Raw genomic sequence first — 23,690 nt, 5'->3', positions numbered from 1 at the left:
CCCAGACTGTGGCAGCCGCCGCGCCGTTTTACAAGAGGTCAGTTTTTGTAAACCGATCTGATCGAAGACCCCCTATGCCACCCCTGCTTTGGGTGATGGTCGTCTATGCACAGAGTTATCGTCGCTGGGGCGCCTCCGCTTCCCTGGCCGGCCCCGCCGACCGACCCGCAACCGGTCGTCCCGCTCCCTTCCGGCCTTCCGCACACCGCCGCCGGGCCCGCCGGCGGCCCGGCCCGGCCGCGGCACGTCCGTCCGACGAACGGAGAACTCGCATGTCGTTGCAGACCACCGGCACCCCCGAGCTGAGCGTGGTGATGCCGACCTTCCAGGACGCGCAGTGCCTGGAGCTGACGCTGCGGGCGCTGACCCGCCAGACCCTGTCCCCGGACCGCTTCGAGGTGATCGTGGTACGCGACGGCGGATCGTCCGCCGGCTACGCCCGGGCCCTCGCCGCCGGCGCCGGCCTCCGCCTGCGGGTGGTGGAGTTCGCCGAGCGCCGGGGCCGCGCCGCCGCACGCAACGAGGGGGTACGGCACGCGTCCGCGCCCCTGCTGGTCTTCCTGGACGCCGACTCGTACGCCCTGCCCGACCTGCTGGAGCGGCACCTGGCCCACCACGCCGTCCCCGGTGGCCCGGCCGTGCTGATCGGCCGGCGCGACGAGATCGGCATGGCCCACCTGCCCGCCGTCCTGGCCGGCGCCGGGCCGTCGGCGCTTCCCCGCACCTATCCCCACGGTGGCGACATGCGGTTCCCCACCGGCGCGCCGGACGACGACCGGGACTGGCTGCGGGTGGGCTGGGCACTCGCCTACACGCACAACATCTCCCTCCCCCGGGCCCCGTTCGACGAGATCGGTGGCTACCGCGAGGAGTTCGGCCTGAGCTACGGGATGGAGGACATCGAGCTGTTCTACCGGGTGGACCGGCACCTGCCGCCGGGCGTCAACTTCGCGTTCGACGACGACGCCCGCGTCGTGCACCTGCCGCACCACAAGGACATCGGCCGCAACTGGGCCGAGATGATGGCGAACACCCGGACGCTCGCCGCCCTCTACCCCTGCCTGGAGTGGGAGTTCCTCAGCGTGATCGTGGGCCACGAGGCGGCCCGGCGGATCCTGCACTACCGGTCGCTGGTCGACGAGTGCGTCCGGCGGTCGTCCTGCGCGATCGGGCCGGCCGTCGCGCGGCTCGCCGACCGGCTCCCCGGGCCCCGGGTGCTCTGGGTGGGCACCGGCAGTGACCGGGCCGACCTGCCGGAGACCGCGCTGACCTTCGACTACGCCGCGCCGCCCGGGCCGACCAACTTCCACCTCGTCGGCATCGCGCCGCCCATCCCGCCCGGCAGCCTGGACGCGGTGGTCAGCGTCGACTTCTGGCGACACCTGCTCTGGCCGGAGCTGTGCCAGTTCGTCAAGGCGTCCGCGCTGCTGGCCGGGGAGGTGCACCTGGTCGCCACTGGCGACACGGCGCCCGGCATGTCCGTGGCCGACGCGGACACGACGGAGTACCTGCGCCGCGCCCTGGCCGCCGAGTACGCCGCCGAACTGCACGACGTGGACGGTCTCGGCCGGGTGCTGTCGCTGCGGCCCCGCCCACCGGCGGCCGACACCACCGCACCGGACGTGCCGGCGAACCACGAAACGGCGTACGCCCCGGCGTGAAACCCCTACCGCCGCCGCGACCGGGCCGGTGGCCGCTCGAACGCCCACCCCCGGTCCTCCGGCGCCTCGGAGGCCGGCCGCAGCAGGCGCCGCATCCGCAGCAGCAGCCCGGCGCCGAGGAAGACCAGCAACCCGCCGAGCAGGAAGGCGCCCTGGACCACGCCGAAGCCGCCGGACGCGGACACCGGGCGGCCCGCCGCGCCGGGCGGCGGGGGCTCCACCACCGCCGCCTCGGCCGACGGCTCGGCCACCGGCTCGTCGGTGGCCGGGTCGGCCGGCCCGTCGCCGGTCTCCGTAGGGTCCGGTGTCGCCTCGGTCGGCGCGGCCGTCGCCTCCTCCCCCACCACCCGGCGGTCGGCGGTTCGCCGGGCCAGCAGGCGCAACTGCGGGTCGTACGCCTCGGCGGCGAAGCTCACCCGCCCCCGGCCCACGTCCTCGGCGAAGGCCACCCGGTAGCGGGCCGTGACGGTGCGGCCCGGGCAGAGCACACCCGGGTCCAGCTCGCGGTCGGTCAGCCGGGCGGTGTCCCCCTCGGTCCGGATCTCCAGCGGGAAGGAGCCGCTGTCCTCCACCCGGTCCACCTTGACCTGGTCGAGCCGCAGGCCCTGCACGCGCAGCAGCATCGACCAGCGCACCTTGACGCAGCCACCCCCGTCGGTGCGGGACACCACGGCGGAGAGGGTCTCCACCCGGTCGCCGGCGGTGAACTCGTCCGGCAGGCCGCTCAGCTCGGTGGAGAAGGCGGCCGCCGCTCCGGCCGGCACGGCCGCGCCGAGCCCGGCCCCCGCCAGGCAGGTCAGCACGACTCCGATCCGCAGCGCGTACCGCCACCCGTTCACCACCGTCTCCCTCCCGTCGGCCGCGTCCACCCGGAACGCTAGGAGCGCCATCGGCGCCCCGGTAGACGGGCGTGTTCGCACGGACCGTCAACACCGGGGCCCGGTGTCACCGAACGTGGTGAACCGGTCACGACCACACCGCGACACGCCCGGGATCGCCCGCCGGCCGGCTTCGGGCGTACGACAGAATCACCCGGTGTCCGACCTGTCCGCGACCTTCGTCCGGCTGCACGCCAGGCTCGCCCCGGTCGCCTTCGTCCCCGAGGTACGGCTGCACCAGGCCGACGAGCCGATCGGCCTCTGGGAGCTGACCGAGGGCGAGTTCCGCAGCGCCCAGCCGCCGCCGTTCTGGGCATTCGCCTGGGCCGGTGGCCAGGCCCTCGCCCGTTACGTCACCGACCACCCCGAGCTGGTCGCCGGCCGCCGGGTGCTCGACCTCGCCTCCGGCTCCGGCCTGGTCGCCATCGCCGCCGCCCGGTGCGGCGCGGCCGCCGTCCGCGCCGTCGAGGTGGACGAGCGGGCCGTCGCGGCCGTCGCGCTCAACGCCGAGGCCAACGGGGTACGCGTCGACGCCGAACTCGGCGACATCCTGGACGGCGACGCCGGGGACGCCGAGGTGGTGCTCGCCGGGGACGTCTTCTACAGCGAGGCCATGGCCCGCCGGATGCTGCGCTTCCTGCTCCGGGCCGCGCGGTCCGGCGCCCGGGTGCTGGTCGGCGACCCCGGCCGGGCCTTCCTGCCCCGCGAGCGCTTCCACGAACTGGGCGCGTACGAGGTGCCGGTGCCGGAGGCGCTGGAGAGCGTACGGGTGAAGCACACCACCGTGTGGGAGCTGGACCCGGCTCCGCCGGGAGCCGCCCGTTAGCGTGGCGCCGTGCTGTTCCGGGGCTGGGGCGAGTCCGTCGACGGACCGTGGCCCGACGCGGCCACCGTGGTCGATCACGTCGGCGTGCCCCATCTGGTGGTGACCCGGCACGCGCTGGTGCGGCGGCTGCTCACCGACCCGGCGACGTTCCACCCGGACAACGCGCTGGACGCGGTGACGCCGATCCCGGTGGCCGCGCTGCGGGTGCTCGCCGGGCACCGGTTCCGGCTGCCGCCGACGCTGGCCAACAACGCGGCGGCCAGCCACCCGGAGATCCGCGGGATCGTCGCCGACGCGCTGCACCCGGACCGGGTGGCCGCCCAACGGCCCTGGCTGACCGGCCTGGTGCGGGAGCGGGTGGCCCGGCTCGCCGCCGCCCTCGCCGCGGGCGAGCCGGTCGACCTGCACGCCGGGCTCGCCGCCGACCTGCCGCTGCTGGTGCTGGCCCGGCTGGTCGAGCTGCCGGACGCCCCGGTGGGCGCGGTCAAGGATTTCGCCCGCGCCGCCCTGGAGCTGTTCTGGGCGCCGCTCGACGAGTCGAGGCAGCTCGCTCTCGCCGCCGAGGTGGGCCGGTTCCACACCGTGCTGCGCGCGTTCGCCGCCACCGGGGGCGGGCTGGCCGCCCGGCTGCGCGCCGCCGGGCACTCCCCCGACGTGGTGGTCGGCGCGCTGTTCTTCCTGCTGGTCGCCGGCCAGGAGACCACCTCCCAGTTCCTCACCCTGCTGCTGCACCGGCTCGCCGGCGAACCGGCGGTACGGGCCGGCCTGCGCGCGGGCGAGGTCACCGCGGCCGACGTGGTCGAGGAGGGGCTGCGACTGGAGCCGCCGATCGTCACCTGGCGGCGGGTGGCGGCCGTGGACACCACGCTGGGCGAGGTCGCCGTGTCGGCCGGGACCAGCATCGTCGCCTGGCTGGCCCGGGCCGGCCGGGACCCGGCGGTGGTGGCCGGGCCCGGCGAGTTCCGGCCCGGGCAGCGCGGCTCCCGCCGGCACCTGGCCTTCGGGGCCGGCCCGCACCGGTGCGTCGGGGCGCAGCTGGCCCGGATGGAGGCGGCCGTGGTGGTGGCCGAGGCCGCGCCGCTGCTCGACGGCGCGACCGTGGTCCGGCCGCCGTGGTGCCCGGACAACCTCACCTTCCGGATGCCCGACGCGTTCGTGGTGCGCCGGACCTGACGAAAGTCAGGGTGCGGCGGTGCCGATCGGTGGCGGTGCGCCACCACCTCCGCTCCCTACCGTCGGCGCATGATCACACTTCGTGGGTTGACGAAACGGTTCGGCGCGGCCACCGCGGTCGACGACCTGACCGTCGAGATCGGACCGGGGCAGGTGACCGGCTTCCTCGGCCCGAACGGCGCCGGCAAGTCCACCACCATGCGGATGGTGCTCGGGCTGGACCGGCCGACCGCCGGGCAGGCCCTGGTCAACGGCCGGCCCTACCGGGAGTTGCGGTACCCGCTGCACGAGGTCGGCGCGCTGCTCGACGCCACCGGCGTGCACCCGGCCCGCTCCGGGCACGCGCACCTGCGGGCGATGGCCCGCAGCAACGGCATCCCGGCCCGCCGGGTGAACGAGGTGCTCGACCTGGTGGGGCTGGACGCACGGGCCGCCGCGAAGCCGGGACGCGCGCTGTCGCTCGGCATGGGCCAGCGGCTCGGCATCGCCGGGGCGCTGCTCGGCGACCCGCCGGTGCTGCTGCTCGACGAGCCGGTGAACGGCCTCGACCCGGACGGGGTGCGGTGGATCCGCCGGTTCACCCGGGGCCTCGCCGACGAGGGGCGGACCGTGCTCATCTCCAGTCACCTGATGAGTGAGATGCAGCAGACCGCCGACCGGGTGGTGGTGCTCGGCCGGGGCCGGCTGGTCGCCGACGCGCCGCTCGACGAGCTGATCGCGGCCCGCCCGGCCAGCTCGGTCCGGGTACGCGGGCCCGAGCCCGCCGGCCTGGCGGCGCTGGGTGCCCGGCTGGCCGCCGAGGGGGCGGCGGTCAGCCCGGACGAGGGCGGGTTGGCCGTCACCGGCGCCACGGCCGGCCGGATCGGTGATCTCGCGTACGAGCTGGGGGTGCGGCTGCACGAGCTGACCCCCGTGGCCGCCTCCCTGGAGGAGGCGTTCCTGGAACTCACCGCCGGCAGCGTGGAGTACGCGGCCGGCCCGACCGGAGGCGAGACCCGATGACCGCCCTGCCCGCCGTCACCCCGACCCGGCCGGCCTCCCGGCCCGCACCGGTGGGCCGCCCGTTCACCGGGGCCGTGGCCGCCGAGTGGACCAAGCTCTGGTCGGTCCGATCCACGTGGTGGACGCTGCTGGCCGCCGTGCTGACCATGGCGGCCACGGCCGGCCAGCTCGCCATCTACGCGGTGAACGCCAACACCGACGACGACCCGACCGTGAACCCCGGCGTCGTGCCGGTCGGCGAGGTGGTCGCGGGCGCGCTGGAGCTCACCCAGTACGTCGTGCTCGCGATCGGCCTCTTCTCGATCACCAGCGAGTACGCCACCGGCACGATCCGGACGACGCTGCGCTGCACCCCGTCCCGGGTACGGGTGCTGGCGGCCAAGGCGGTCGTGGTCGGCGCGGTCACCTTCCCCGCCGGGCTGCTGGTCGGCACGGTCGGCGCGGCGGTCGCCGGGCCGGTGCTCGGCGAGTGGGGCCGGGCCCCGCTGGGCGGGACCGTGGCCGACGTGGTCGCCTCGGCCGCGTACCTCGCGCTGGTGGGCGTGCTGGCGCTCGGGCTGGCGGCGGCGCTGCGCGGCGCGGTGCTCACCCTGACCGTGCTCTTCGCGCTGCTGATGATCGTGCCGCTGTCCCTCCAGGAGCCGGGGATCACCGCGCTCACCCGGATCGCCGACGCGTTCCCCGGGGTGGCCGGCAACCACTTCCTGGCCGGGGACACCGAGCCCTACCCGGCGGCGGTCGGCCTGCTGCTGCTCGCCGGCTGGGCCGTCGCCGCGCTGGCCCTGGGCAGCTGGGCACTGCGCCGCCGGGACGCCTGAGCGGGGCGGGGCTGGTCAGCCGGTGGGCGGGACCAGCCCCGCCTCGTACGCGAGGATCGCCGCCTGCACCCGGTTGCGCACGTCCAGCCGGGTGAAGATGCTGGTCAGGTAGCTCTTCACGGTGCCCTCGACGAGGTGCAGCCGGCGGGCGATCTCGGCGTTGGACAGCCCCGCCCCGACCAGGGCGAGCACGTCCCGCTCCCGGTCGGTGAGCCCGGCCAGCCGGTCCCGCGCGTACGGGCCCTGGGCGAGCCGGCCGCCGCTGAGCTCGATGACCCGGCGCGCCACCCGCGGTGACAGGTACGCCCCGCCGTCGGCCACCGCCCGGAGGCCGGCCAGCAGCTCCCGGGGGTCGCCGGACTTGAGCAGGAACCCGCTGGCCCCGTGGCCGAGCGCCCGGGCGATCAGGTCGTCGTCGCCGAACGTGGTGAGCATGACCGTGGCGGTCTCCGGCACCAGCCGGCGGATCTCGGCCGCCGCGGCCAGCCCGTCCTGCCGGGGCATCCGGATGTCCAGCAGCGCCACCCGGGGCCGGTGCGCCCGGACCAGTTCCACGGCCCCATGGCCGTCACCCGCCTCGCCGACCACCTCGATGCCCGGGTCGGCGGCCAGGATGGCGCGCACCCCGGCGCGGACCATCGCCTCGTCGTCGGCGAGCACCACCCGCAGGGGGCGCCCGTGGTCGTCGGTCACTGCGCGATCCGCTCCTTGCTGATCAGGCGGCCGTCGGCGAAGCAGAGCCGCCAGGTCGGCTGCGCGAACGGGAAGTTGCCGTCGGTGTAGAACTCACAGCCCGGCGCGGCGGCCGGGGTCGGCGGGTCGGCCTGCCGCCGGGGCAGCCCGAGGGCGTCCCGATCCTCGCCGAGGCGCAGGCGCTCGTAGCCGGGCTCGTCGAGGACCGCGCCCGCCGTGGCGAGCGGGTAGTAGACCAGCGCGAGTGCCAGGGCGAGGCCGGCCGGGGCGCCGAAGGCCACCAGCAGGCTGCGCCGCGCCCGCCGGCGCGCCTCGCGCAGCCGCCGTTCCGCGTCGCCGGGGCCGTCGACCGGCGCCCCACCGGGCCCGCCGGCATCCCGGAGGCCGTCGTCCGGCTCGCCCGCCGAGCCGGCCAGGACGTCGGATCGGCCCGTTTGCGGGCCGCCGGACCGACCGGTGCCCGGGCCGGCCGCGGTCGGCACGGTGAGGCCGTCGGTGCGGTCGGCCTCGATTCCGGTCGCGGCGGGCGCGGGCGCGGCCAACGGCAGGTGTGCCGTCACCGCGAAGCCGCCGTTGCGCGGACCCGCGTCCAGCATGCCCCCGGCAAGGCGGACCCTCTCGCGCAGGGCGAGCAGCCCCGAGCCGTGCGACGCCGGCCCCGGCAGCGGCCCCTCCGGCGCCGGCCCGTTGACGACCGACACGGCCACCTCCCCGCCCGCCCGGTCGACGGTGACGGTGACCCGGGCGCCGGGGGCGTAGCGGGCGGCGTTGGTCAGCGCCTCGCGGACCACCCGGTGCACGGCGTGCGCCACGAGCGGCGGCAGGTCCGCTCCGGCCGTGTCGTGCAGCTCGACCGCCAGCCCGGCGTCGCGGGCGCCGTCCACCAGCTCCGCCACGCTCTCGCCGGCCGGTCGCAGCGACCCGGACCGCTCCTCGCGGAGCACGCCGATGATGTCGTGCAGCCGCTCGGTGGCGGCGGCCACGCTGGCCCGCAGCTCCCCGGCCGCGCGGCGGTGAGCGGGCAGCAGGTCGGTGGCCAGCTCCAGGGCGGCCGCGCGCAGCGCGATGAGGCTCAGGTCGTGCCCCAGCGAGTCGTGCATGTCCTGGGCGATCCTGGCCCGCTCGCGCAGCCGTACGCGCTCCACGGTCGCCCGCCGCTCCCGTTCCTCGGCCTCGGCGTGCCGTTCCCCGGCCTCGGCCAGCGCCCGCTGCTGCCGGCGCAGCCGGCCGAGCAGCCACGGGAACACCCCGGCGAAGAGCAGTACCGAGGCGAGCAGGAACCAGGTGGCCGGGTTGGTGCCGAGCAGCCCGAGGTTGAGCGCGGTGCCGGCGACCGCGATGGCGCCGAAGACCGCCGCCACCCGGCCGGCGCCGGCGCTGCGCCGCCCGGCCAGGTAGCTGAACACCGGGATGGCGAAGACGAAGTTGCCGTCGACCAGCGAGCCGAACACCACGGCCAGCAGCGCCGCGAGGGGCCACCGGCGGCCGTACGCCACCGCGAGGCCGAGCAGCGCCAGCGAGGCGGCCAGCAGCGGCAGGGCGTGGCGCGGCCAGGGCGGGGTGAGCCCGGCGTACGCCACCGGGGCGGCGACCACGGCCCAGAGCAGCAGGTCCCCGGCCCGGCGGCGGCCAGGCGGCGGGGTTCGCGGCGGTTTCACGGCGGCCAGGCTACCCACGGGCGGCCGGGCCGGGCACCGACGAAAGTCAGGTGCTCAGCTGATCTCCTCGGCCCAGGCGCGCCAGTCGTCGAGCACCCCGTAGAGGGCCGGGGTGAGCCAGCCCGGCGCGGACCGCCGGAACACGCCCGGGTCCATCCCGCCCGCGCCCATCGGCAGCGCGCCCAGCAGGTTGGGCACCAGGTCGGACAGGTTGAGCCAGTGCACCAGCTCCGGCTCGCCCGGCCAGGCGCCGATCACCACGCCCGCCGGGATGGCCCGGCGTTCCAGCGCCTCCAGGGTCAGCGCCGTGTGGTTGAGCGTGCCCAGCCCGGCGCGGGCCACCACCACGGCCGGCGCGCCCAGCGACACCGCCAGGTCGGCCACCGTCCAGGGCTCGCCCGACGGGCGCAGCCCCATGGGTACGAGCAACCCGCCGGCACCCTCGACCAGCACCAGGTCGTGCTTGTCGCTCTCCTCGCGGATGGCGTCGACGGCGGTGTAGAGCTCCAGCGGCTCCAGCTCGGCGACCCGGGCCGCGGCGAGCGGGGCGAGCGGGTCCGGGTAGCTGGCCAGGGTCCGGCCGGTGAGCGGGGCGGCCAGCCGGGTCACCGAGTCGACGTCACCGGGCTCACCGGTGGCCGTACCGGTCTGGCCGGGCTTGACCACCGCGACCCGCAGGCCGGCGGCCTGCGCGGCGGCGGCGATCGCCGCGGTCACCACGGTCTTGCCCACCTCGGTGTCCGTGCCGGTCACCAGCACCGGCCCGGTCCAGCCGTTGCCGTTGCTCATGAGCCCTCCTTCGTTCGCGACTGCGGGGCTCGCAAACCCGGCTCACTCCTCGCGCTCACGGTGCACACGCCACGATCACGTCCAGTGCCCGTTCGAAGTCGGCCCGGTCGACCCCGGCGCTGAGGGTCAGCCGGAGCCGGGAGCGGCTGTCCGGGGTGGACGGCGGACGGAAGCAGCCCACCGCCACGCCCCGGTCCCGGCAGTCGGCCGCCCAGGCGGTCGCCGCCTCCGGGCCGGGAGCGGTCACCGAGACCACCGCCGCGTCGGGGGCGGAGACCTCCAGGCCCGCCCCGCCCAGCCGGCGCACCACGAGGGCGGCCCGCTCGGCCAGCTCGGCGCGCAGGTCGTCGCCGGAGCGGGCCAGCCGCACGGCGGCGCGTACCCCGGCCACCACGGCGGGCGGCGGCGCGGTGTCGAAGATGAAGGTGCGGCCGGTCTCCACCAGGTGCCGGACGAACTCCGCCGGCCCGGCCACCACCCCGCCGGCCCCGCCGAGCGCCTTGGACAGGGTCGCCGTCACCACCACGTCGGGCTCGCCGGCCAGCCCCGCCGCGGCCACCCCGCCGGCACCGGCCGGCCCGGTGACGCCGAGCGCGTGCGCGTCGTCGACGAGCAGCAGCGCGCCGTGCCGGCGGGCCACGGCGTGCAGCGCCGCGAGGGGGGCGAGGTCGCCGTCGACGGAGAACACCGACTCGGTCACCACCACGGCCGGGCGGCCCGGGGCGGCGGCCAGCGCGGCGGCCACCGCGTCGACGTCGGCGTGCGGCGTGACGACCGTCTCGGCGCCGGAGATGCGGCAGCCGTCGATCAGCGAGGCGTGGTTGTGGGCGTCGGAGACGAGCAGCGTACGCGGCTGCACGAGCCCTCGGACGGCGGCCAGGTTGGCCAGATAGCCGGAGGAGAACACCAGCGCGCGGTCGACGCCGAGCCAGTCGGCCAGATCGTCCTCGAGGGCGTGGTGCGCCTCGGTGGAGCCGCGCACCAGCCGTGACCCGGTGGCGCCCAGCCCGTACGCCGACAGCGCCCGGCCGGCGGCGGCCGTGACCTCGGGGTGGCTGGCCAGGCCGAGGTAGTCGTTGCCGGCCAGGTCGACCACGGCGTCGCCGGCGGCGCGCGGGCGCAGCGTGCGGGTGAGCCCCGCCTTGGCCCGCAGCTCGGCGCGGCGGTCCAGGGCCGCCAGCCAGTCCGCCACCGTCACGTCCCTTCGCCCGACCCGTCGCCCCTCCGGGCGCTTCCGCGGGGCGAAGTTACCACCCGGGCGGAGGGCCCCGGCGTGGCGCGGTCCGGCTCGCCGGGCCTGCTCCCGGGGGCCCGACGCGGCCGTTTCCCGGGCTCCGGGGGGCCTTGTAGGGTACGAGCCATGCCAGAGATCCTCGACCAGGCCCGGACCCAGGTGCTGGAGAACGGCGTCGGCCTCGACGAGGCCGGTGTCCTCGCCGTGCTGAACCTGCCCGACGAGCACCTGCCCGCCGCCCTCCAGCTCGCCCACGAGGTGCGGATGCGCTGGTGCGGTCCGGAGGTCGAGGTCGAGGGCATCGTGTCGTTGAAGACCGGTGGCTGCCCGGAGGACTGCCACTTCTGCTCGCAGTCCGGCCTGTTCACCTCGCCGGTCCGTTCGGTCTGGCTGGACATCCCGGCGCTGGTCGAGGCGGCGAAGCAGACCGCGGCGACCGGGGCGACCGAGTTCTGCATCGTGGCCGCCGTGCGCGGCCCCGACGCGCGGCTCATGAAGCAGATGCGCGAGGGCGTGGCCGCCATCCGGGCGGAGGTGGACATCCAGGTCGCGGCGTCGCTCGGCATGCTCACCCAGGAGCAGGTCGACGAGCTGGTCGAGATGGGCGTGCACCGCTACAACCACAACCTGGAGACCTGCCGCTCCTACTTCCCGAACGTGGTCACCACGCACTCCTTCGAGGAGCGCTGGGAGACCTTGAGGATGGTCCGCGAATCCGGCATGGAGGTCTGCTGCGGCGGCATCCTCGGCCTCGGCGAGACGGTGGAGCAGCGCGCCGAGTTCGCCGCGCAGCTCGCCGAGCTGGACCCGCACGAGGTGCCGCTGAACTTCCTCAACCCCCGCCCGGGCACCCCGCTGGCCGACCGCCCGGTGGTGGAGGGCAAGGACGCGCTGCGCGCCATCGCGGCGTTCCGGCTGGCCATGCCCCGCACCATCCTCCGCTACGCCGGTGGCCGCGAGCTGACCCTCGGCGACCTGGGCACCCGGGACGGCCTGCTCGGCGGCATCAACGCGGTGATCGTCGGCAACTACCTGACCACGCTGGGCAGGCCGGCGACCGCCGACCTGGAGCTGCTGGACGACCTGAAGATGCCGGTGAAGGCGCTCTCCGCCACCCTGTGAGGACGACGTGACCGAGCTTGTCGAGCCCGCACCGCCGGCCGATCCCGGCGCCGGCCCGCTGCGCTCCCGCGGGGCGGCGGACATGAGCGACCTGGCTGCGGCCCCACGCTGGTGCGACCGCTGCGGCGAGTCCGTCGCGGCGGGCCCGCACGGGGCGTGCGCGGCGGCCCGGGCGCTGGAGCCACCGCGCTGGTGCGCGCACTGCCGGCGGCGGATGAAGGTGCAGGTCGTGCCGACCGGCTGGTCGGCGGTCTGCGTCGAGCACGGCGAGATCCGGGGCTGAGGCGTGCTTCGGGGGCGGGCCGTGACGCTGCGACCGGTGACCGACGCCGACGTGCCGGCGCTCGCGGCGATCCGGGCCACCCCGGAGGTACGCCGCTGGTGGCGCGGCGACGACGACCTCGCCGAGGCGGTCCGCGCCGACCTGGCCGACGACGACCTGACCGTCTACGCGATCGAGCACGACGGCAAGCTGGTCGGGGCGATCCAGTGGTACGCCGAGACCGACCCCGACTACCGCCACGCCAGCCTGGACATCTTCCTCGACCCGGCGGCCCGCGGCGCCGGCCTCGGCGGGGACGCCATCCGCACCCTGGTCCGGCACCTGGTCGACGAGTACGGCCACCACCGGTTCACCATCGACCCGGCGGCGGCGAACACCGCGGCCATCCGGGCGTACGCGAAGGTCGGGTTCCGGCCGGTCGGCATCATGCGGCGCTACGAGCGGGGCGCCGACGGCCGTTGGCACGACGGCCTGCTCATGGACCTGCTCGCCGAGGAACTGGCCGACTGAGTCGGCGGTGGGCGCGGGGGTTCCGGCGGTCAGCGGTCCCAGATCAGGTGCTCGCCGGGGAGGCGGCGGGCCCCCTCGGCCGGTCGGTGCGGGCTGAGCCGACCGTCCGGCATGAGGTGCGACACCGCCACCCCGCGGCCGAGCACGGCGACGTCGGCGATCAGCCGCCGGTGGCAGCGCCACCAGACGCTCTCGCTGCACATGACCGCCGTCGACCGCCGCGCCGCGTCGGCCAGCACCTCGTCCAACGCGGCGTCGAACTCCGGCGTCCGGGTGTAGCCGGCGTACGCCCGGAAGGCCGCGACGGTCCACCAGGTGTCCGGCGCCGGTTCGCCGGCGCGGACGTGCCGGCGGCCGCCGAGGCGCGGCTCCCAGCGGTAGCCGATGCCCCGCTCCGGCAGCCAGCCTTCCAGCGCCTCCTGCCGGACGTCGGGATTGGTCCGGCTGGCCGGGTAACGCCGCACGTCCACCACGAGAGCGATCCCCGCGCCGGCCAGCAGGTCCCCGAGCCGGTCCCGGTCGGCGGCTCCGTGCCCGACCGTCAGCAACTCCCGTTCCACCGGCTCAGCTTGCCCCGGGTCGCCGCCGGCCGCCGGTCAGCCGGGGCGCGACCCGCCAAAAAGGGCGTGTCCGGCACCGCACGGTGCCGGACACGCCCCGGTGATCAGCAAACGGGTGTGGCCTCGGACCAGGCCGTTCCCTAGCGCTGCAGGGTCAGCACACCCGGCCGCCAGGGCAGCAGGTTGTAGTCGCCTCCCGCGCTGGGGTTCTTGCCCTGGTACAGGAACTGCAGGTTGCAGGCGTCGATGGTCTTGGTCTGGTCGGGGTTGGTCCGGACCAGGTCACCGTGGCTGATGTCGTTGGTCCACGTCGCGCCGCTGTTGGCCTTGCCGGCGAAGGGGTTGCTCTCGCTGGCGGCCTGGGGGGTCCACGAGCCGCTCAGGCTGTTGGACGTGAAGGACCGGAAGTAGCGTCCCTGGCTCCCGATCGCCTCGACGATCATGAGGTACTGGTTCTGGCCCGCCACCTTGTAGACCTCGACGCCCTCGAACAGGTTGTTCGTCGAGTCGGTCATGATCGTCGTGTAGTTCGAGCCGAAGCTGCCCGGGAAGTTCCCGAGCGGCATGCTCGACCGGTAGATCTTGCCGTTGTCCCCGGCGAAGAACAGGTACATGTTCTGGTCGTCACCGATGAGGGTCTGGTCGATGACGCCGTACGGGGCGTCCGGCAGGGTGGCCGTGGACAGCGTTTGCGCCGAGGACCAGCCGTTGGCGTTCGTCGGGTCGCTCGACGTCTTGTAGCTGAACGAGGTCGGTCCCCACTGGTACGCCAGCACCCAGATGTTCTTCGGGGCGAAGTACAGCAGCGTGGGCGCCACGGTGCCCTGGCTCATCCCGGTCTGGCCCGCCGAGGCCATGTCGGACCAGTTGGTGAACAGGCTGAAGTTCATCGAGCCGTACTGGCCGCTGCTGTTGACGTTCGACCCGTAGACCAGGTGCTTGCCGTTGTAGACCACGTTGGTGAAGTCCTTGAGCGAGACCCAGCCGTTCTGCGGGTTGGCCAGCGCGCCGGTCGACGACCACCGGTAGGTCGACGGGAGCGCGCAGCCGCCCGGCGGGGGCGTCGTGGTCGGTGGCGGCGTGGTCGGGGGCGTGGTGCCCCCGAAGTCGGTCCGCCACTGCTGGTTGGTCTGCCCGTGGCAGTCGTACAACTGGATCTGCTGGCCGTTGCCGGTGCCCCAGACGTCCAGGCAGCGGCCGGACTGCACGCCGCTGATGGTGCCGTTGGAGTTGATGTTCCACTGCTGGTTCGACTGGCCGTTGCAGTCCCAGATGATGATGCCGGTGCCGTTGCCGGTGGCCGCGCCGTTCGCGTCGAGGCACTTGGTGCCGTAGACCATCAGCTGCTTGCTGGTGGTGTACGTCCACTGCTGGTTGGACTGACCGTTGCAGTCCCAGAGCTGGACGCGGGTGCCGTTTGTCTGCGTGGCGTTCGGTACGTCGATGCACCGGCCCGACTGCACGCCGACGATCCGGCCAGCGCCGCCGCTCGGCGGCGGTCCCGTGGTCGGGGTGGTGGTCGGCCCGGAGGTCGGGGCGGCCGCGTTCAGCGCGTTGAGGACCGAGGTGTACGCGGCCTTCTTGTTGCCGCCGCCGTCGAACAGCAGCGGGTTCTCGTTCGAGCGCCAGGAGTCGCTGTCGCGGACGCCCCACACGGTGATGCCGATGCAGCGCGGCACGTTGATGCACGCCTGGGTCAGCCCGGCGTACTGGCTGGTCGACGCGTTCGTGACGTCGACCTCGGTAAGCGCCACGTCGACGCCGAGCGCGGCGAAGCTGGACAGGGTGGTCTGGAAGTTGCTCGGCAGCGAGCTGCCGCCGGTGAAGTGGGTCTGCAGGCCCACGCAGTCGATCGGTACGCCGCGGGACTTGAAGTCCTGGATCATCCGGTAGACGCCCTGCGTCTTGCCGTACGACCAGTTCTCGATGTTGTAGTCGTTGTAGCAGAGCTTCACCGACGGGTCGGCCGCCCGCGCGGTGCGGAACGCCACCTCGATCCAGTCGTTGCCGGTGCCCTGCAGGTTCGACTGACGACGGCTGCCGTCCTCGTTGAACGCCTCGTTCACCACGTCCCACGCGGCGAGCTTGCCCTTGTAGTGGGCCATCACGCCGTTGATGTGGTTGATCATCGCGTTGCGCAACGTGCTGCCCTGCATGTTCTGCATCCAGGGCGGCTGCTGGGCGTGCCAGGCCAGGGTGTGCCCGCGGACCTTGAGGCCGCGTTGGGTGGCCCAGTTGTAGATCTGGTCGCCGGAGGAGAAGTTGAACTGGCCCTGGTTGGGCTCCGTCGCGTCCGGCTTCATCTCGTTCTCGGCGGTGATCATGTTGAACTCACGCGCCGCGATCGTGTTGTAGGTCGAGTCGTTCAGCCGGCCCGCCGCGATCGCCGTGCCGAAGTACCGGCCCGACTGCGCGGCGGCCGCGCCCAGCGTGGACGCGGCGGCGTTCGCCGACGGCATCATCACCGCGACGGCGGCCACCGTCACGGCGCTGACCGCGCCAGCGAGCAGCGCTCGGACGGCGGGCGATCGCCGTCGCCGACTCCCGCCGCGACGAAGGGATGGGCTCATTGCCATCGTGGCCTCCTTATGGCCAACACCCAAAGCAGTCTGGGTGAGGACGACTGGCGTCTTTGTTAGGAAATATATCGACTTCGATGTTCTCATCGGCCATCCGGCCGGACAACAACTTCCGGAAACTTCCGGAAGCAGTCCTGGCGCCCGGGTTCACCGGTTCGGCGACCCGGCGTGGCCGGTCACTCAGGTACGGTGACCGGCCACGCCGGCCGGATGCCCGTCAGGAGACGGTGCAGGGAGAGCCGTTGAGGGTGAAGGTGGCGGGTCTCGGGTTGGTGCCGGTGTGGGTGCCGTTGAAGCCGAAGCTGGTCGACGCTCCCGGCGCCAGCGCCCCGTTGTACGACACGTTCGTGGCGTTCACCGCTGTGCCGGTCTGGGTGAAGTTCGCCGACCAGCCCTGGCCCACCTTCTGCCCGCTGCTCGGGAACGTGAAGCCGAGCGTCCAGCCGTTGATCGCGCTGGTTCCCGTGTTGGTGAGGGTGATGTTCGCGGTGAAGCCGGTGTCCCAGCTGCTGGTCGTCCAGGTCACCGCGCAGCCGCCCGCGGCCGGCGGGTCCGCGGTGGTGACGGTGAGCGCCGGCGAGGCCGCCGAGACGTTGCCGGCCGCGTCCACGGCGACCACCGTGAAGGTGTACGCGGTGGCGGCGGTCAGCCCGGTGACCGCCAGCGTGGTGCCCGTGCTCGACCCGACGAGGACGTTCCCGGCCCGGTAGACCCGGTAGCCGGTGACGCCCACGTTGTCGGTGGCCGGGCCCCAGGCGAGGGTGAGCCCGGTCGGGCCGACGGCCGAGGCGGTGGGCGTGCCCGGGGCGGTGGGCGGGGTGGTGTCCGGCGCCGGGGCGGCCGGGGTGGTCACGGTCAGGGCCGCCGACGCCGCCGACCGGTTGCCGGCGCCGTCGCGGGCGCGCACGGTGAACTGGTACGTCCGCTCGGGCAGCAACCCGGTCACCGCGAGGGTGTTGGTCGGGGCGTCGGTCAGCACGAGCGCGTCGCTGCCGGCCTGTGCCCGGGTGACCTCGTAGCCGGCCAGGCCGCTGCCACCGGTGTCGGTGGAGGCGGGCCAGGTCAGGGTGAGGCCGGTGGCCGTGACGGCCGAGGCGACCGGGGTGCCCGGCACCGTCGGCGCGGTGGTGTCCGGGGTGGCCGGTCCGGGCTCCTCGCCCCAGACCCGCGTCCCGCCGGAGTAGAGCGGCACCTTCCGGTTGGGCCCGGCGGCGGTCTGGTACGACGGGTCGTTGGTCGGGTCCCAGGTGCCGCCCTCCGGCACGCCGACCTTGAACTGCACCTCCATCCGGTGCTGCGACTGGCCGGCCGGCGCGATCGTCCAGCCGGTGCAGTCGAACTCGACGTACCAGATGTCGCCGGACAGTTGCCGCGCCGCGGTGGGCGACGGGCAGCCCTGGGTGTAGCCGGGGGTGACCTGCACCGGGCCGGTGCCGTCGGGGCGGAAGTAGTAGCGGAACTTCGCGGTGGTCAGCGCCCGGGCCGGGAAGGCCGACTTGTTGTAGATGATCGCCTTGAGCCCGGTGGCCCGCGGTTCGGCCTGCATCACCGTGGTCTCCACGGTCAACTCGTCCAGGTCGGGCTGCTCGGCGGTCGGGAAGCCGGCGAGCGGGCTGCCGCCGTACTCGGTGACCAGCCGGGCCAGGGCGGAGGTGAAACCGGCGTTGTAGTCGGTGGCGACCTCGTTCATGACGTAGTCGGAGCGGCTGTCGGTGTAGGCGTCGTTGGCCGAGGACGGCCCGCCGACCAGCGCGCCGTAGAGCACGTGCCGGGTCTCGGTGGGCATGGTCTGGCTGTCCCACCAGGAGCCGTGCGCGGTGCGGTGGTGCGGATTCCTCGGCGAGTTGGCCCCGAAGCCGATCACGTAGCTGGAGTTGCGCGGATTGTCGCCGAGCGCGTAGTTGATCTGCCGGACCGCGAAGTCGTGGTATCGGGCCTTTCGCGTCGCGTCGGTGGTCCGGTCGCTGTAGACCAGCGCGGCGAAGGCCGTGTTGGCGGCGTAGCGCAGGGCGCCCCAGGAGTCGAGGACGGCCATGCCGCCGGGCGAGTAGTTGACCCGCGAGCCGTTGACGCCGACGGTCCACCAGTCGAGCCAGCGGTTGGCGTCGTCGGCGTACTTCTGCTTGCCGGTCAGGTTGGCCAGCAGCACGTACGTGCCGAACTGCTTGTTGTCCCAGGCGATGGTCCACTTGTAGGAGCGGGTGGTGGACTGCGGCTCGGTGCCCAGCTTGTCGTACTCGCTCTCCGCCTTGGCCAGGTAGGCCGCGTCGCCGGTGGCCCGGTAGAGCCACACCGCGCCCCAGACCAGCTCGTCCTGCCACCCGCTCCAGGACCGGTAGAAGCTCGTCGCGTCGGTGATGCACTCGTGGTAGCTCTTCCGCACCGTGTCGGCGAACGTGTAGAGCTGCTTCGCGTGGCCGAGCAGCCTGTCGGCGTAGGCGGCGTCGGTCGGGCGGAAGACCATCGACGAGGCGGCCATGGCGGCCGCCGTCTCACCCGCCAGGTCCGCGCCGCCACAGCTCGCATCGATCTTGTACGCGGGCCGCGCCATCGGCAGCACCTCGGCCGGCCCCCACCACTTGTGGTCGTCGTCGCCCTTGCCGATCTGTCCGTAGAGGACGTTCGGTGCGGGGTGCGCCTTGACGAACCAGTCGTTGACCCAGCGCAGGTTGTTCAGCAGGTGCGGGAGTTGGCCGGAGGCGGCGTAGCCGTCGCGGTACTCGACCGCGCCCCAGGCCAGCATGGTGGCGCTGAACGCCATCGGGAAGCCGAACTTCACGTGGTCGCCCGCGTCGTACCAGCCGCCGGTGAGGTCGAGGCCGACGTCCGCGCCGTCGGTGAGCGCCGAGTCGCCCCGCCAGGAGACCCGGTTCCAGGCCGGCTTCCTCCCGGACTGCTGCGCCTCGTAGAAGAACAGCGACTTCTGCAGAGCCTCTGAGTAGTTGAAGGCGGGCGCGGCCGCCGCCGGTGCGGGCGGCGGAACGGCGACGGCCGCGGCCAGGCCGGCGGCGAGCGCGGCGCCCGCGGCGAGCAGCCGGCGGAGCCGGGACGGGCCACGAGGTGGCGGGGTCGGACGGGGCATGGCGAGCTCCTGTGGGTGGCGGTGGTGGGGTGAGCCGTCGAAGCGCGGGAGCGCTCCCATGGATAGTCGACAATGTAATGTGGCCATCGCCGGTTGGGAAGGCACGCCCTGCGCCGGGAACCGGCGAGGCGTCCGGGACCCGTTTCGCGTTACGTCGACACGCCGGGAAAGTGGCCCGGATTTCGTCCCACGGAGGCGGCATCCTCGCAGCTCAGGCCGTTCGTCCGATGTCGCCAGACGGGTGCCGGTATGCGATCATGTGCCGTCCCCTCTCCCGATCTCGGAGGATTCCTCATGCCACAGCGTCGGCACGTGGCGCGCGCGGCCCTCACCGCAGCCGCCGCCACGGCCATGCTCGGGCTGGTGGCCGCCCCGGCCTGGGCCACCGGCAACCCGCACAACCCGAAGGGCGACAACGGCACCGTCAAGATCGACGGCGCCCCGTTCTCGGACAAGGTCGACAACCAGCCGCACGTCACCTGCGACTTCGAGCTGGAGTTCTTCAACTTCGACCAGAACCAGACGGCGAACATCACGCTGTGGGCGCAGGCGCCGTCGGCCACCCCGAAGGACAAGGTCGTCTGGTCGAAGAGCAACGTCCTGATCAGCGACGACCCGGCCTCCGGCGCGGAGAACGACCACGACGAGGTCATCAAGCTCTCCTCGAAGGATCTCGATCTGACCGGGCTGAGCCTGCACCCGCAGCAGGGCTACCACCTCAAGCTCGACGTCGACCTGACCGACGGCAAGGCGTTCGACGACAAGCACAAGGTGTTCTGGCTGACGCCGTGCGAGACGTCCAGCCCGACGCCGACCCCGTCGACCCCGGGCGAGGAGACGCCGACCCCGACGCCGGGCGGCTCGGAGAACCCGTCCGGGAACCCGTCCGAGAACCCGTCGGGCACCCCGGCGCCGGGCACCTCGGTCGGCGGTGGCCAGGGCGGCGGCAGCGGCACCGAGGGCGGCCTGCCGCTCACCGGCGTGGCCGCCACCAGCATCTCGCTCACCGGCCTCGCCCTGATCGGCGGCGGTGTCCTGCTGATGGCGCTGCGGCGCCGCCGGGACCGGATCACCTTCACGAGCTGACCGGACAGCGGCTCGGAACCGGCCGTCGGACCTCGGTCCGGCGGCCGGTTCCGCCGTTCGGGGCCGCCGCCCCGGCCTCATCGGCGATATGATCTTGGGGTGGACGCTCTCGACCCGACCCGCACCGCCGTCGTTCTGATCGATCTCCAGCGGCGCATCGTGGACCTGCCGACCGCCCCGCACACCGGGCCGGAGGTGGTCGCGCGCTGCCTCGCCCTCGCCGAGGCGGGCCGCGCCGCCGGCGCCACGGTCGTGGTGGTCCGCGTCGACCGGCCCGGCCCGGATCCGCAGCCGCCGGGCAGCGAACTGCTGCCCGAGGTGGCGCCCCGAGAGGGTGACCTGGCGGTGGTCAAGCACAGCTGGGGCGCGTTCCACGAGACCGGGCTCGACGACGCGTTGCGGGCGCGCGGGGTGGACACCCTGGTGATCGGCGGGATCGCCACCAACTTCGGGGTGGAGCAGACCGCCCGGATCGGCGACGAGATCGGCTACCGGGTGGTGCTGCCGCACGACGCGATGTCCGGACTGGACGCGTACGCGCACGAGTTCGCCGTCGACTATGTCTTCCGCCGGCTCGGCACCGTGTGCACGACCGCGGAGGCGATCGCCGCGCTGGGCGGTTGAACCGGCCGGCCACCTGATCCGTATCGACGGGCAACCCGGTCGACGCCGCCCGGACCTGGATCACATCATCGATAATCTTCTATAGGCTTCTCGCGTACTCCCCGGTCAAGCCGGTGGCGGTCGGGCCGCGACGTGTCGCGGCGGCGGGACGGGCGTCCTGGCATACGAGCGTACGGTTGCCCGCGCGCTCGACCGCGCGGGACAGTACGCGACACCAGCGGTGCCATCGACGCCGCCGCTCCCCCGGACAACCCTGAGGAGATCGCGATGGCTCTCAGACTCGCCGACGGCACCTCCTGGTCCGACACGCTCGCCCGCGCGGTGGCCGCCGCGCCGGAGGCCTTCGGCACCGCACCCGACGGCATCGCCACCCTGCACAACCTGGTCGAGGGCGGGTGGCGGGCGGTCGGCGCGCCGACCCCGGTACGCACCCCGGTCGACAACACCGTGCTGGTGAACCTGGCCCGGCTCGACGCCGAGGCGGCACGGGCCGCGGTCGCGCACGCCGCCGCCGCGCACCGCGAGTGGGCGCAGACCCCGCTCGCCGAGCGCAAGGCCCGGGTCGACGACGCCCTGGACGCCCTGACCGCCCACCGGGACCTGCTCGCCCTGCTGCTGGTCTGGGAGATCGGCAAGCCGTGGCGGCTGGCCTGCGCCGACGTCGACCGCGCGCTGGACGGCGTGCGCTGGTACGTGCAGGAGATCGACCGGATGCTCGCCGACGGCCGCGAGGCGCTGCCCGGCCCGGTCAGCAACATCGCCTCCTGGAACTACCCCATGAGCGTGCTCGTGCACGCCGAGCTGGTGCAGCTTCTCGCCGGCAACGCGGTGATCGCCAAGACGCCGTCGCAGGGCGGAGCGGTCTGCCTCACCGTGGCGCACGCGCTGATGCGCCGCGCCGGGCTGCCCGCCACCCTGCTCTCCGGCAGCGGCGAGGAGCTCTCCGAGGTTCTGGTCCGGGCACCGGAGATCGGCGCCGTGGCGTTCGTGGGCGGCCGCTCCAACGGCGGCAAGGTGGCCGCGGCGCTGCTCGACTCCGACAAGCGGCACTTCATCGAGCAGGAGGGCCTCAACGCCTGGGGCATCTGGAACTTCTCCCAGTGGGACCTGCTCGCCGCGCATCTGAAGAAGGGCTTCGAGTACGGCAAGCAGCGCTGCACCGCGTACCCGCGTTTCGTGGTCCAGCGCGACCTGGTCGACGAGTTCCTCGACATGTACCTGCCGGTGGTGCGCTCCGTCCGGTTCGGACACCCGCTCGCCGTGGCGGACGACTGGTCGGCCGGCGACCCGCTGCCCGAGCTGGACTTCGGCCCGCTGATCAGCGGGGCCAAGGCCGAGGAACTGCGCCGCAAGGTCGACGAGGCGGTCCGCGGCGGGGCGGTGCCGCTGCACCGGGGCAAGCTCGACGGCGCGCCGTTCCTCGACGGGCAGGACACCTCCGCGTACGTGGCGCCGGCGGTGCTGCTCGCCCCGCCCGGCCGGTCGCGGCTCATGCACGCCGAGCCGTTCGGGCCGGTGGACACCATCGTCGTGGTGGACACCACCGACGAGCTGCTGGCACAGATGAACGCCTCGAACGGTGCGCTGGTCGCCTCGCTGGCCTGCGACGACGAGGAGCTGGCCGGCAAGCTGGCGGTCGACCTCCAGGCGTTCAAGGTGGGCATCAACAAGCCGCGCTCCCGGGGCGACCGGGAGGAGCCGTTCGGCGGCCGGGGCGCGTCCTGGAAGGGCGCGTTCGTCGGCGGTGACCTGCTGGTGCAGGCCGTCACCGTGGGCGGGGACGGCCGGCTCTACGGCAACTTCCCGGACTACAGCAGCTACCCGGCGACCTGACCGGTCGGGCCCGGACACGGGCAGGGCCCCCGCACCGGGGGCCCTGCCGTGTCACCGTCCTCCGCACCGGAGGTCGGCCCGGGTGGCGCCGCTGCTCCGGCGCCGGTGCGCGGTCGCCCGCCGGCCGACGTCCCGGACCGCGCCGTTGCGGCCGGGGACGCGTCGTGGCGCGCGACCGCGGAGTCAGTACGACCGCCGCGCCCGCACGGTGGCGTCGGCCTGCCGGGGCGGCACGGCCGGGCGGGGGGCCAGCGGCACCGTCACGGTCAGCACGCTGCCGTCCCGTTCCACCGACGTGGGCCGGTTCAGCCCGCGTACGGTGCGCAGCATCGGGGTGTTCTCGGCCTGCACGTGCAGCAGCACGGCCGCGTAGCCGGCCCGGTCGGCGTGCCCGAGCAGGCGTCGCAGCAGGGCCGAGCCGAGGCCCCGGCGCTGCCAGTCGTCCCGCACCAGCAGCGCCGCCTCCGCCTCGTCCCCCTCGCCGAGCAGGTTGGCCATGGCCACCACCGGTGCCGCGGCCCCGCCGGAGCCGGCCGTGGCGACCAGGGTCAGCCCCCGGGCCGGTTCGAGCAGCCGCTGCAGCCGCGCCGCCGACGGGTTCCCCGCCCCGCTCAGGTAGCGCCGCTGGCGGCTCCGGTCCGAGCAGCCCGCGTGCAGCTCCAGCACGCCGGGCAGGTCGTCGGCGGTGGCCGGCCGGACCGGCACCTCGGCCGTGTCGGGCAGCACCAGGGTCACCCGGTCGGCGTCCCGGCGGGCCACCGAGGCGGCCAGCTCGACCAGGGCCTGGGCGCGGGCGTACTCGGCCGGGGTGAAGGTCGGCTCCCGCCGGCGCAGCTCGTACGAGCCGCCGGCCGGGTCGGTCAGCAGCATCGTGGTCCCGTCCACCCCGCCGGGCCGGACCGGCGGTGCCGGTCGCCAGGTCACCGCGTCCGCGCCGAGCAGGACGCGCAGTGTCTCGCCGGCCGCGTCCGGGTCGCGGACCAGCCGGCCGGCGAGGCCGAGCACCCGGGTGGGCTGGTCGACCAGGCCGCGCGCCTCGCTGCGCGCGACCCAGCAGTTCCGGCCCCGCCCCCGTTCGACGGCCGCCCGCAGGTCGGCCTCGGTGAGCCGGTCGGGCGCGTCGACCAGGAAGTCGTCGACCGCGCCCAGCTCGGTGGTGTGCACCTGCACGGTGAGGATGTTGACCCCACGCAGCGCGAGGCTCGCCGTGAGCACCGACAGGTAGCCCGGCCGGTCGTCCACGGTGGCACGGATCCGCCACAGCGCCATGGTTCGCTCC

General features: G+C 74.4%; 20 protein-coding genes. 11 read left to right on the top strand and 9 right to left on the bottom strand.

Annotation, left to right across the window (positions count from 1 at the left end; genetic code table 11):
• Positions 1 to 272: 272 nt before the first annotated feature.
• Complete coding sequence (locus ABZW14_RS13115; RefSeq protein WP_355344481.1) at positions 273 to 1,661, top strand: glycosyltransferase; 1,389 nt, start codon at positions 273 to 275, stop codon at positions 1,659 to 1,661.
• Between the two features lie 5 nt (positions 1,662 to 1,666).
• On the opposite strand, the gene ABZW14_RS13110 is transcribed toward ABZW14_RS13115, so the two are convergent.
• A complete protein-coding gene (locus tag ABZW14_RS13110; RefSeq protein WP_355344478.1) occupies positions 1,667 to 2,551 on the bottom strand; it encodes a hypothetical protein in 885 nt (294 codons plus the stop codon).
• A 145-nt stretch (positions 2,552 to 2,696) separates the two neighbouring features.
• Between ABZW14_RS13110 and ABZW14_RS13105 the strand changes: the two genes are divergently transcribed.
• The 4 genes from ABZW14_RS13105 (at position 2,697) to ABZW14_RS13090 (ending at position 6,358) form a co-directional block, all read left to right on the top strand.
• On the top strand, positions 2,697 to 3,365 hold the full coding sequence (locus tag ABZW14_RS13105; RefSeq protein ID WP_355344475.1) for a 50S ribosomal protein L11 methyltransferase: 669 nt from the start codon (positions 2,697 to 2,699) through the stop codon (positions 3,363 to 3,365).
• Positions 3,366 to 3,431: 66 nt separating this feature from the next.
• Complete coding sequence (locus tag ABZW14_RS13100) at positions 3,432 to 4,538, top strand: cytochrome P450 (RefSeq protein ID WP_355344545.1); 1,107 nt, start codon at positions 3,432 to 3,434, stop codon at positions 4,536 to 4,538.
• Positions 4,539 to 4,607: 69 nt separating this feature from the next.
• Positions 4,608 to 5,540, top strand: coding sequence for an ATP-binding cassette domain-containing protein (locus tag ABZW14_RS13095; RefSeq protein ID WP_355344472.1), 933 nt, complete (start codon positions 4,608 to 4,610; stop codon positions 5,538 to 5,540).
• On the top strand, positions 5,537 to 6,358 hold the full coding sequence (locus ABZW14_RS13090; RefSeq protein ID WP_355344469.1) for an ABC transporter permease: 822 nt from the start codon (positions 5,537 to 5,539) through the stop codon (positions 6,356 to 6,358). The genes ABZW14_RS13095 and ABZW14_RS13090 overlap by 4 nt, the downstream gene beginning before the upstream one ends.
• Before the next feature lie 15 nt (positions 6,359 to 6,373).
• On the opposite strand, the gene ABZW14_RS13085 is transcribed toward ABZW14_RS13090, so the two are convergent.
• Genes ABZW14_RS13085 through ABZW14_RS13070 form a run of 4 tightly spaced genes read right to left on the bottom strand, consistent with a single transcriptional unit; the run spans position 6,374 to position 10,690 of the window.
• The gene (locus ABZW14_RS13085; protein ID WP_355344466.1) at positions 6,374 to 7,051 is read right to left on the bottom strand and encodes a response regulator transcription factor; all 678 of its coding nucleotides are present in this window, start codon (positions 7,049 to 7,051) and stop codon (positions 6,374 to 6,376) included.
• On the bottom strand, positions 7,048 to 8,709 hold the full coding sequence (locus ABZW14_RS13080; RefSeq protein ID WP_355344464.1) for a histidine kinase: 1,662 nt from the start codon (positions 8,707 to 8,709) through the stop codon (positions 7,048 to 7,050). The genes ABZW14_RS13085 and ABZW14_RS13080 overlap by 4 nt, the downstream gene beginning before the upstream one ends.
• A gap of 54 nt (positions 8,710 to 8,763) precedes the next feature.
• Complete coding sequence (gene bioD / locus ABZW14_RS13075; RefSeq protein ID WP_355344461.1) at positions 8,764 to 9,498, bottom strand: dethiobiotin synthase; 735 nt, start codon at positions 9,496 to 9,498, stop codon at positions 8,764 to 8,766.
• Positions 9,499 to 9,553: 55 nt separating this feature from the next.
• Positions 9,554 to 10,690 (bottom strand): 8-amino-7-oxononanoate synthase, encoded by a 1,137-nt coding sequence (locus ABZW14_RS13070; RefSeq protein WP_355344458.1) that lies wholly within the window; start codon positions 10,688 to 10,690, stop codon positions 9,554 to 9,556.
• A 168-nt stretch (positions 10,691 to 10,858) separates the two neighbouring features.
• Between ABZW14_RS13070 and bioB the strand changes: the two genes are divergently transcribed.
• From bioB to ABZW14_RS13055, 3 genes are all read left to right on the top strand, one after another.
• Positions 10,859 to 11,854, top strand: a complete 996-nt coding sequence (bioB, locus tag ABZW14_RS13065; RefSeq protein ID WP_355344455.1) for a biotin synthase BioB — start codon at positions 10,859 to 10,861, stop codon at positions 11,852 to 11,854.
• Between the two features lie 82 nt (positions 11,855 to 11,936).
• Positions 11,937 to 12,137, top strand: coding sequence for a hypothetical protein (locus ABZW14_RS13060; protein WP_355344542.1), 201 nt, complete (start codon positions 11,937 to 11,939; stop codon positions 12,135 to 12,137).
• 3 nt (positions 12,138 to 12,140) lie between these two features.
• Entirely contained in the window at positions 12,141 to 12,647 is a 507-nt protein-coding gene (locus tag ABZW14_RS13055; protein WP_355344452.1) for a GNAT family protein, read from the top strand.
• Between the two features lie 29 nt (positions 12,648 to 12,676).
• On the opposite strand, the gene ABZW14_RS13050 is transcribed toward ABZW14_RS13055, so the two are convergent.
• The 3 genes from ABZW14_RS13050 to ABZW14_RS13040 all read right to left on the bottom strand — a co-directional run bounded on the left by ABZW14_RS13050 (position 12,677) and on the right by ABZW14_RS13040 (position 18,868).
• Positions 12,677 to 13,207 (bottom strand): DUF488 domain-containing protein, encoded by a 531-nt coding sequence (locus ABZW14_RS13050; protein ID WP_355344449.1) that lies wholly within the window; start codon positions 13,205 to 13,207, stop codon positions 12,677 to 12,679.
• A gap of 140 nt (positions 13,208 to 13,347) precedes the next feature.
• The gene (locus ABZW14_RS13045; protein WP_355344447.1) at positions 13,348 to 15,783 is read right to left on the bottom strand and encodes a non-reducing end alpha-L-arabinofuranosidase family hydrolase; all 2,436 of its coding nucleotides are present in this window, start codon (positions 15,781 to 15,783) and stop codon (positions 13,348 to 13,350) included.
• Positions 15,784 to 16,003: 220 nt separating this feature from the next.
• Positions 16,004 to 18,868 (bottom strand): glycoside hydrolase family 9 protein, encoded by a 2,865-nt coding sequence (locus ABZW14_RS13040; RefSeq protein ID WP_355344444.1) that lies wholly within the window; start codon positions 18,866 to 18,868, stop codon positions 16,004 to 16,006.
• A 294-nt stretch (positions 18,869 to 19,162) separates the two neighbouring features.
• Here ABZW14_RS13040 and ABZW14_RS13035 point away from each other — a divergent pair, with 294 nt between their 5' ends.
• From ABZW14_RS13035 to ABZW14_RS13025, 3 genes are all read left to right on the top strand, one after another.
• Complete coding sequence (locus ABZW14_RS13035) at positions 19,163 to 19,954, top strand: LPXTG cell wall anchor domain-containing protein (protein ID WP_355344441.1); 792 nt, start codon at positions 19,163 to 19,165, stop codon at positions 19,952 to 19,954.
• A gap of 99 nt (positions 19,955 to 20,053) precedes the next feature.
• Positions 20,054 to 20,578 (top strand): isochorismatase family protein, encoded by a 525-nt coding sequence (locus tag ABZW14_RS13030; protein WP_355344438.1) that lies wholly within the window; start codon positions 20,054 to 20,056, stop codon positions 20,576 to 20,578.
• Positions 20,579 to 20,845: 267 nt separating this feature from the next.
• Entirely contained in the window at positions 20,846 to 22,411 is a 1,566-nt protein-coding gene (locus ABZW14_RS13025; RefSeq protein ID WP_355344435.1) for an aldehyde dehydrogenase family protein, read from the top strand.
• A 183-nt stretch (positions 22,412 to 22,594) separates the two neighbouring features.
• Here ABZW14_RS13025 and ABZW14_RS13020 read toward each other — a convergent pair whose 3' ends face one another.
• Entirely contained in the window at positions 22,595 to 23,680 is a 1,086-nt protein-coding gene (locus ABZW14_RS13020; protein WP_355344432.1) for a GNAT family N-acetyltransferase, read from the bottom strand.
• Between the last annotated feature and the right edge of the window lie 10 nt (positions 23,681 to 23,690).

Origin of the sequence: Micromonospora sp. NPDC004551, assembly GCF_040609975.1 — a bacterium.
Classification (GTDB): Bacteria; Actinomycetota; Actinomycetes; order Mycobacteriales; family Micromonosporaceae; genus Micromonospora.
The sequence above is the reverse complement of the archived record's forward strand: the minus strand, read 5'-3'. Positions and strand labels throughout refer to the sequence as shown.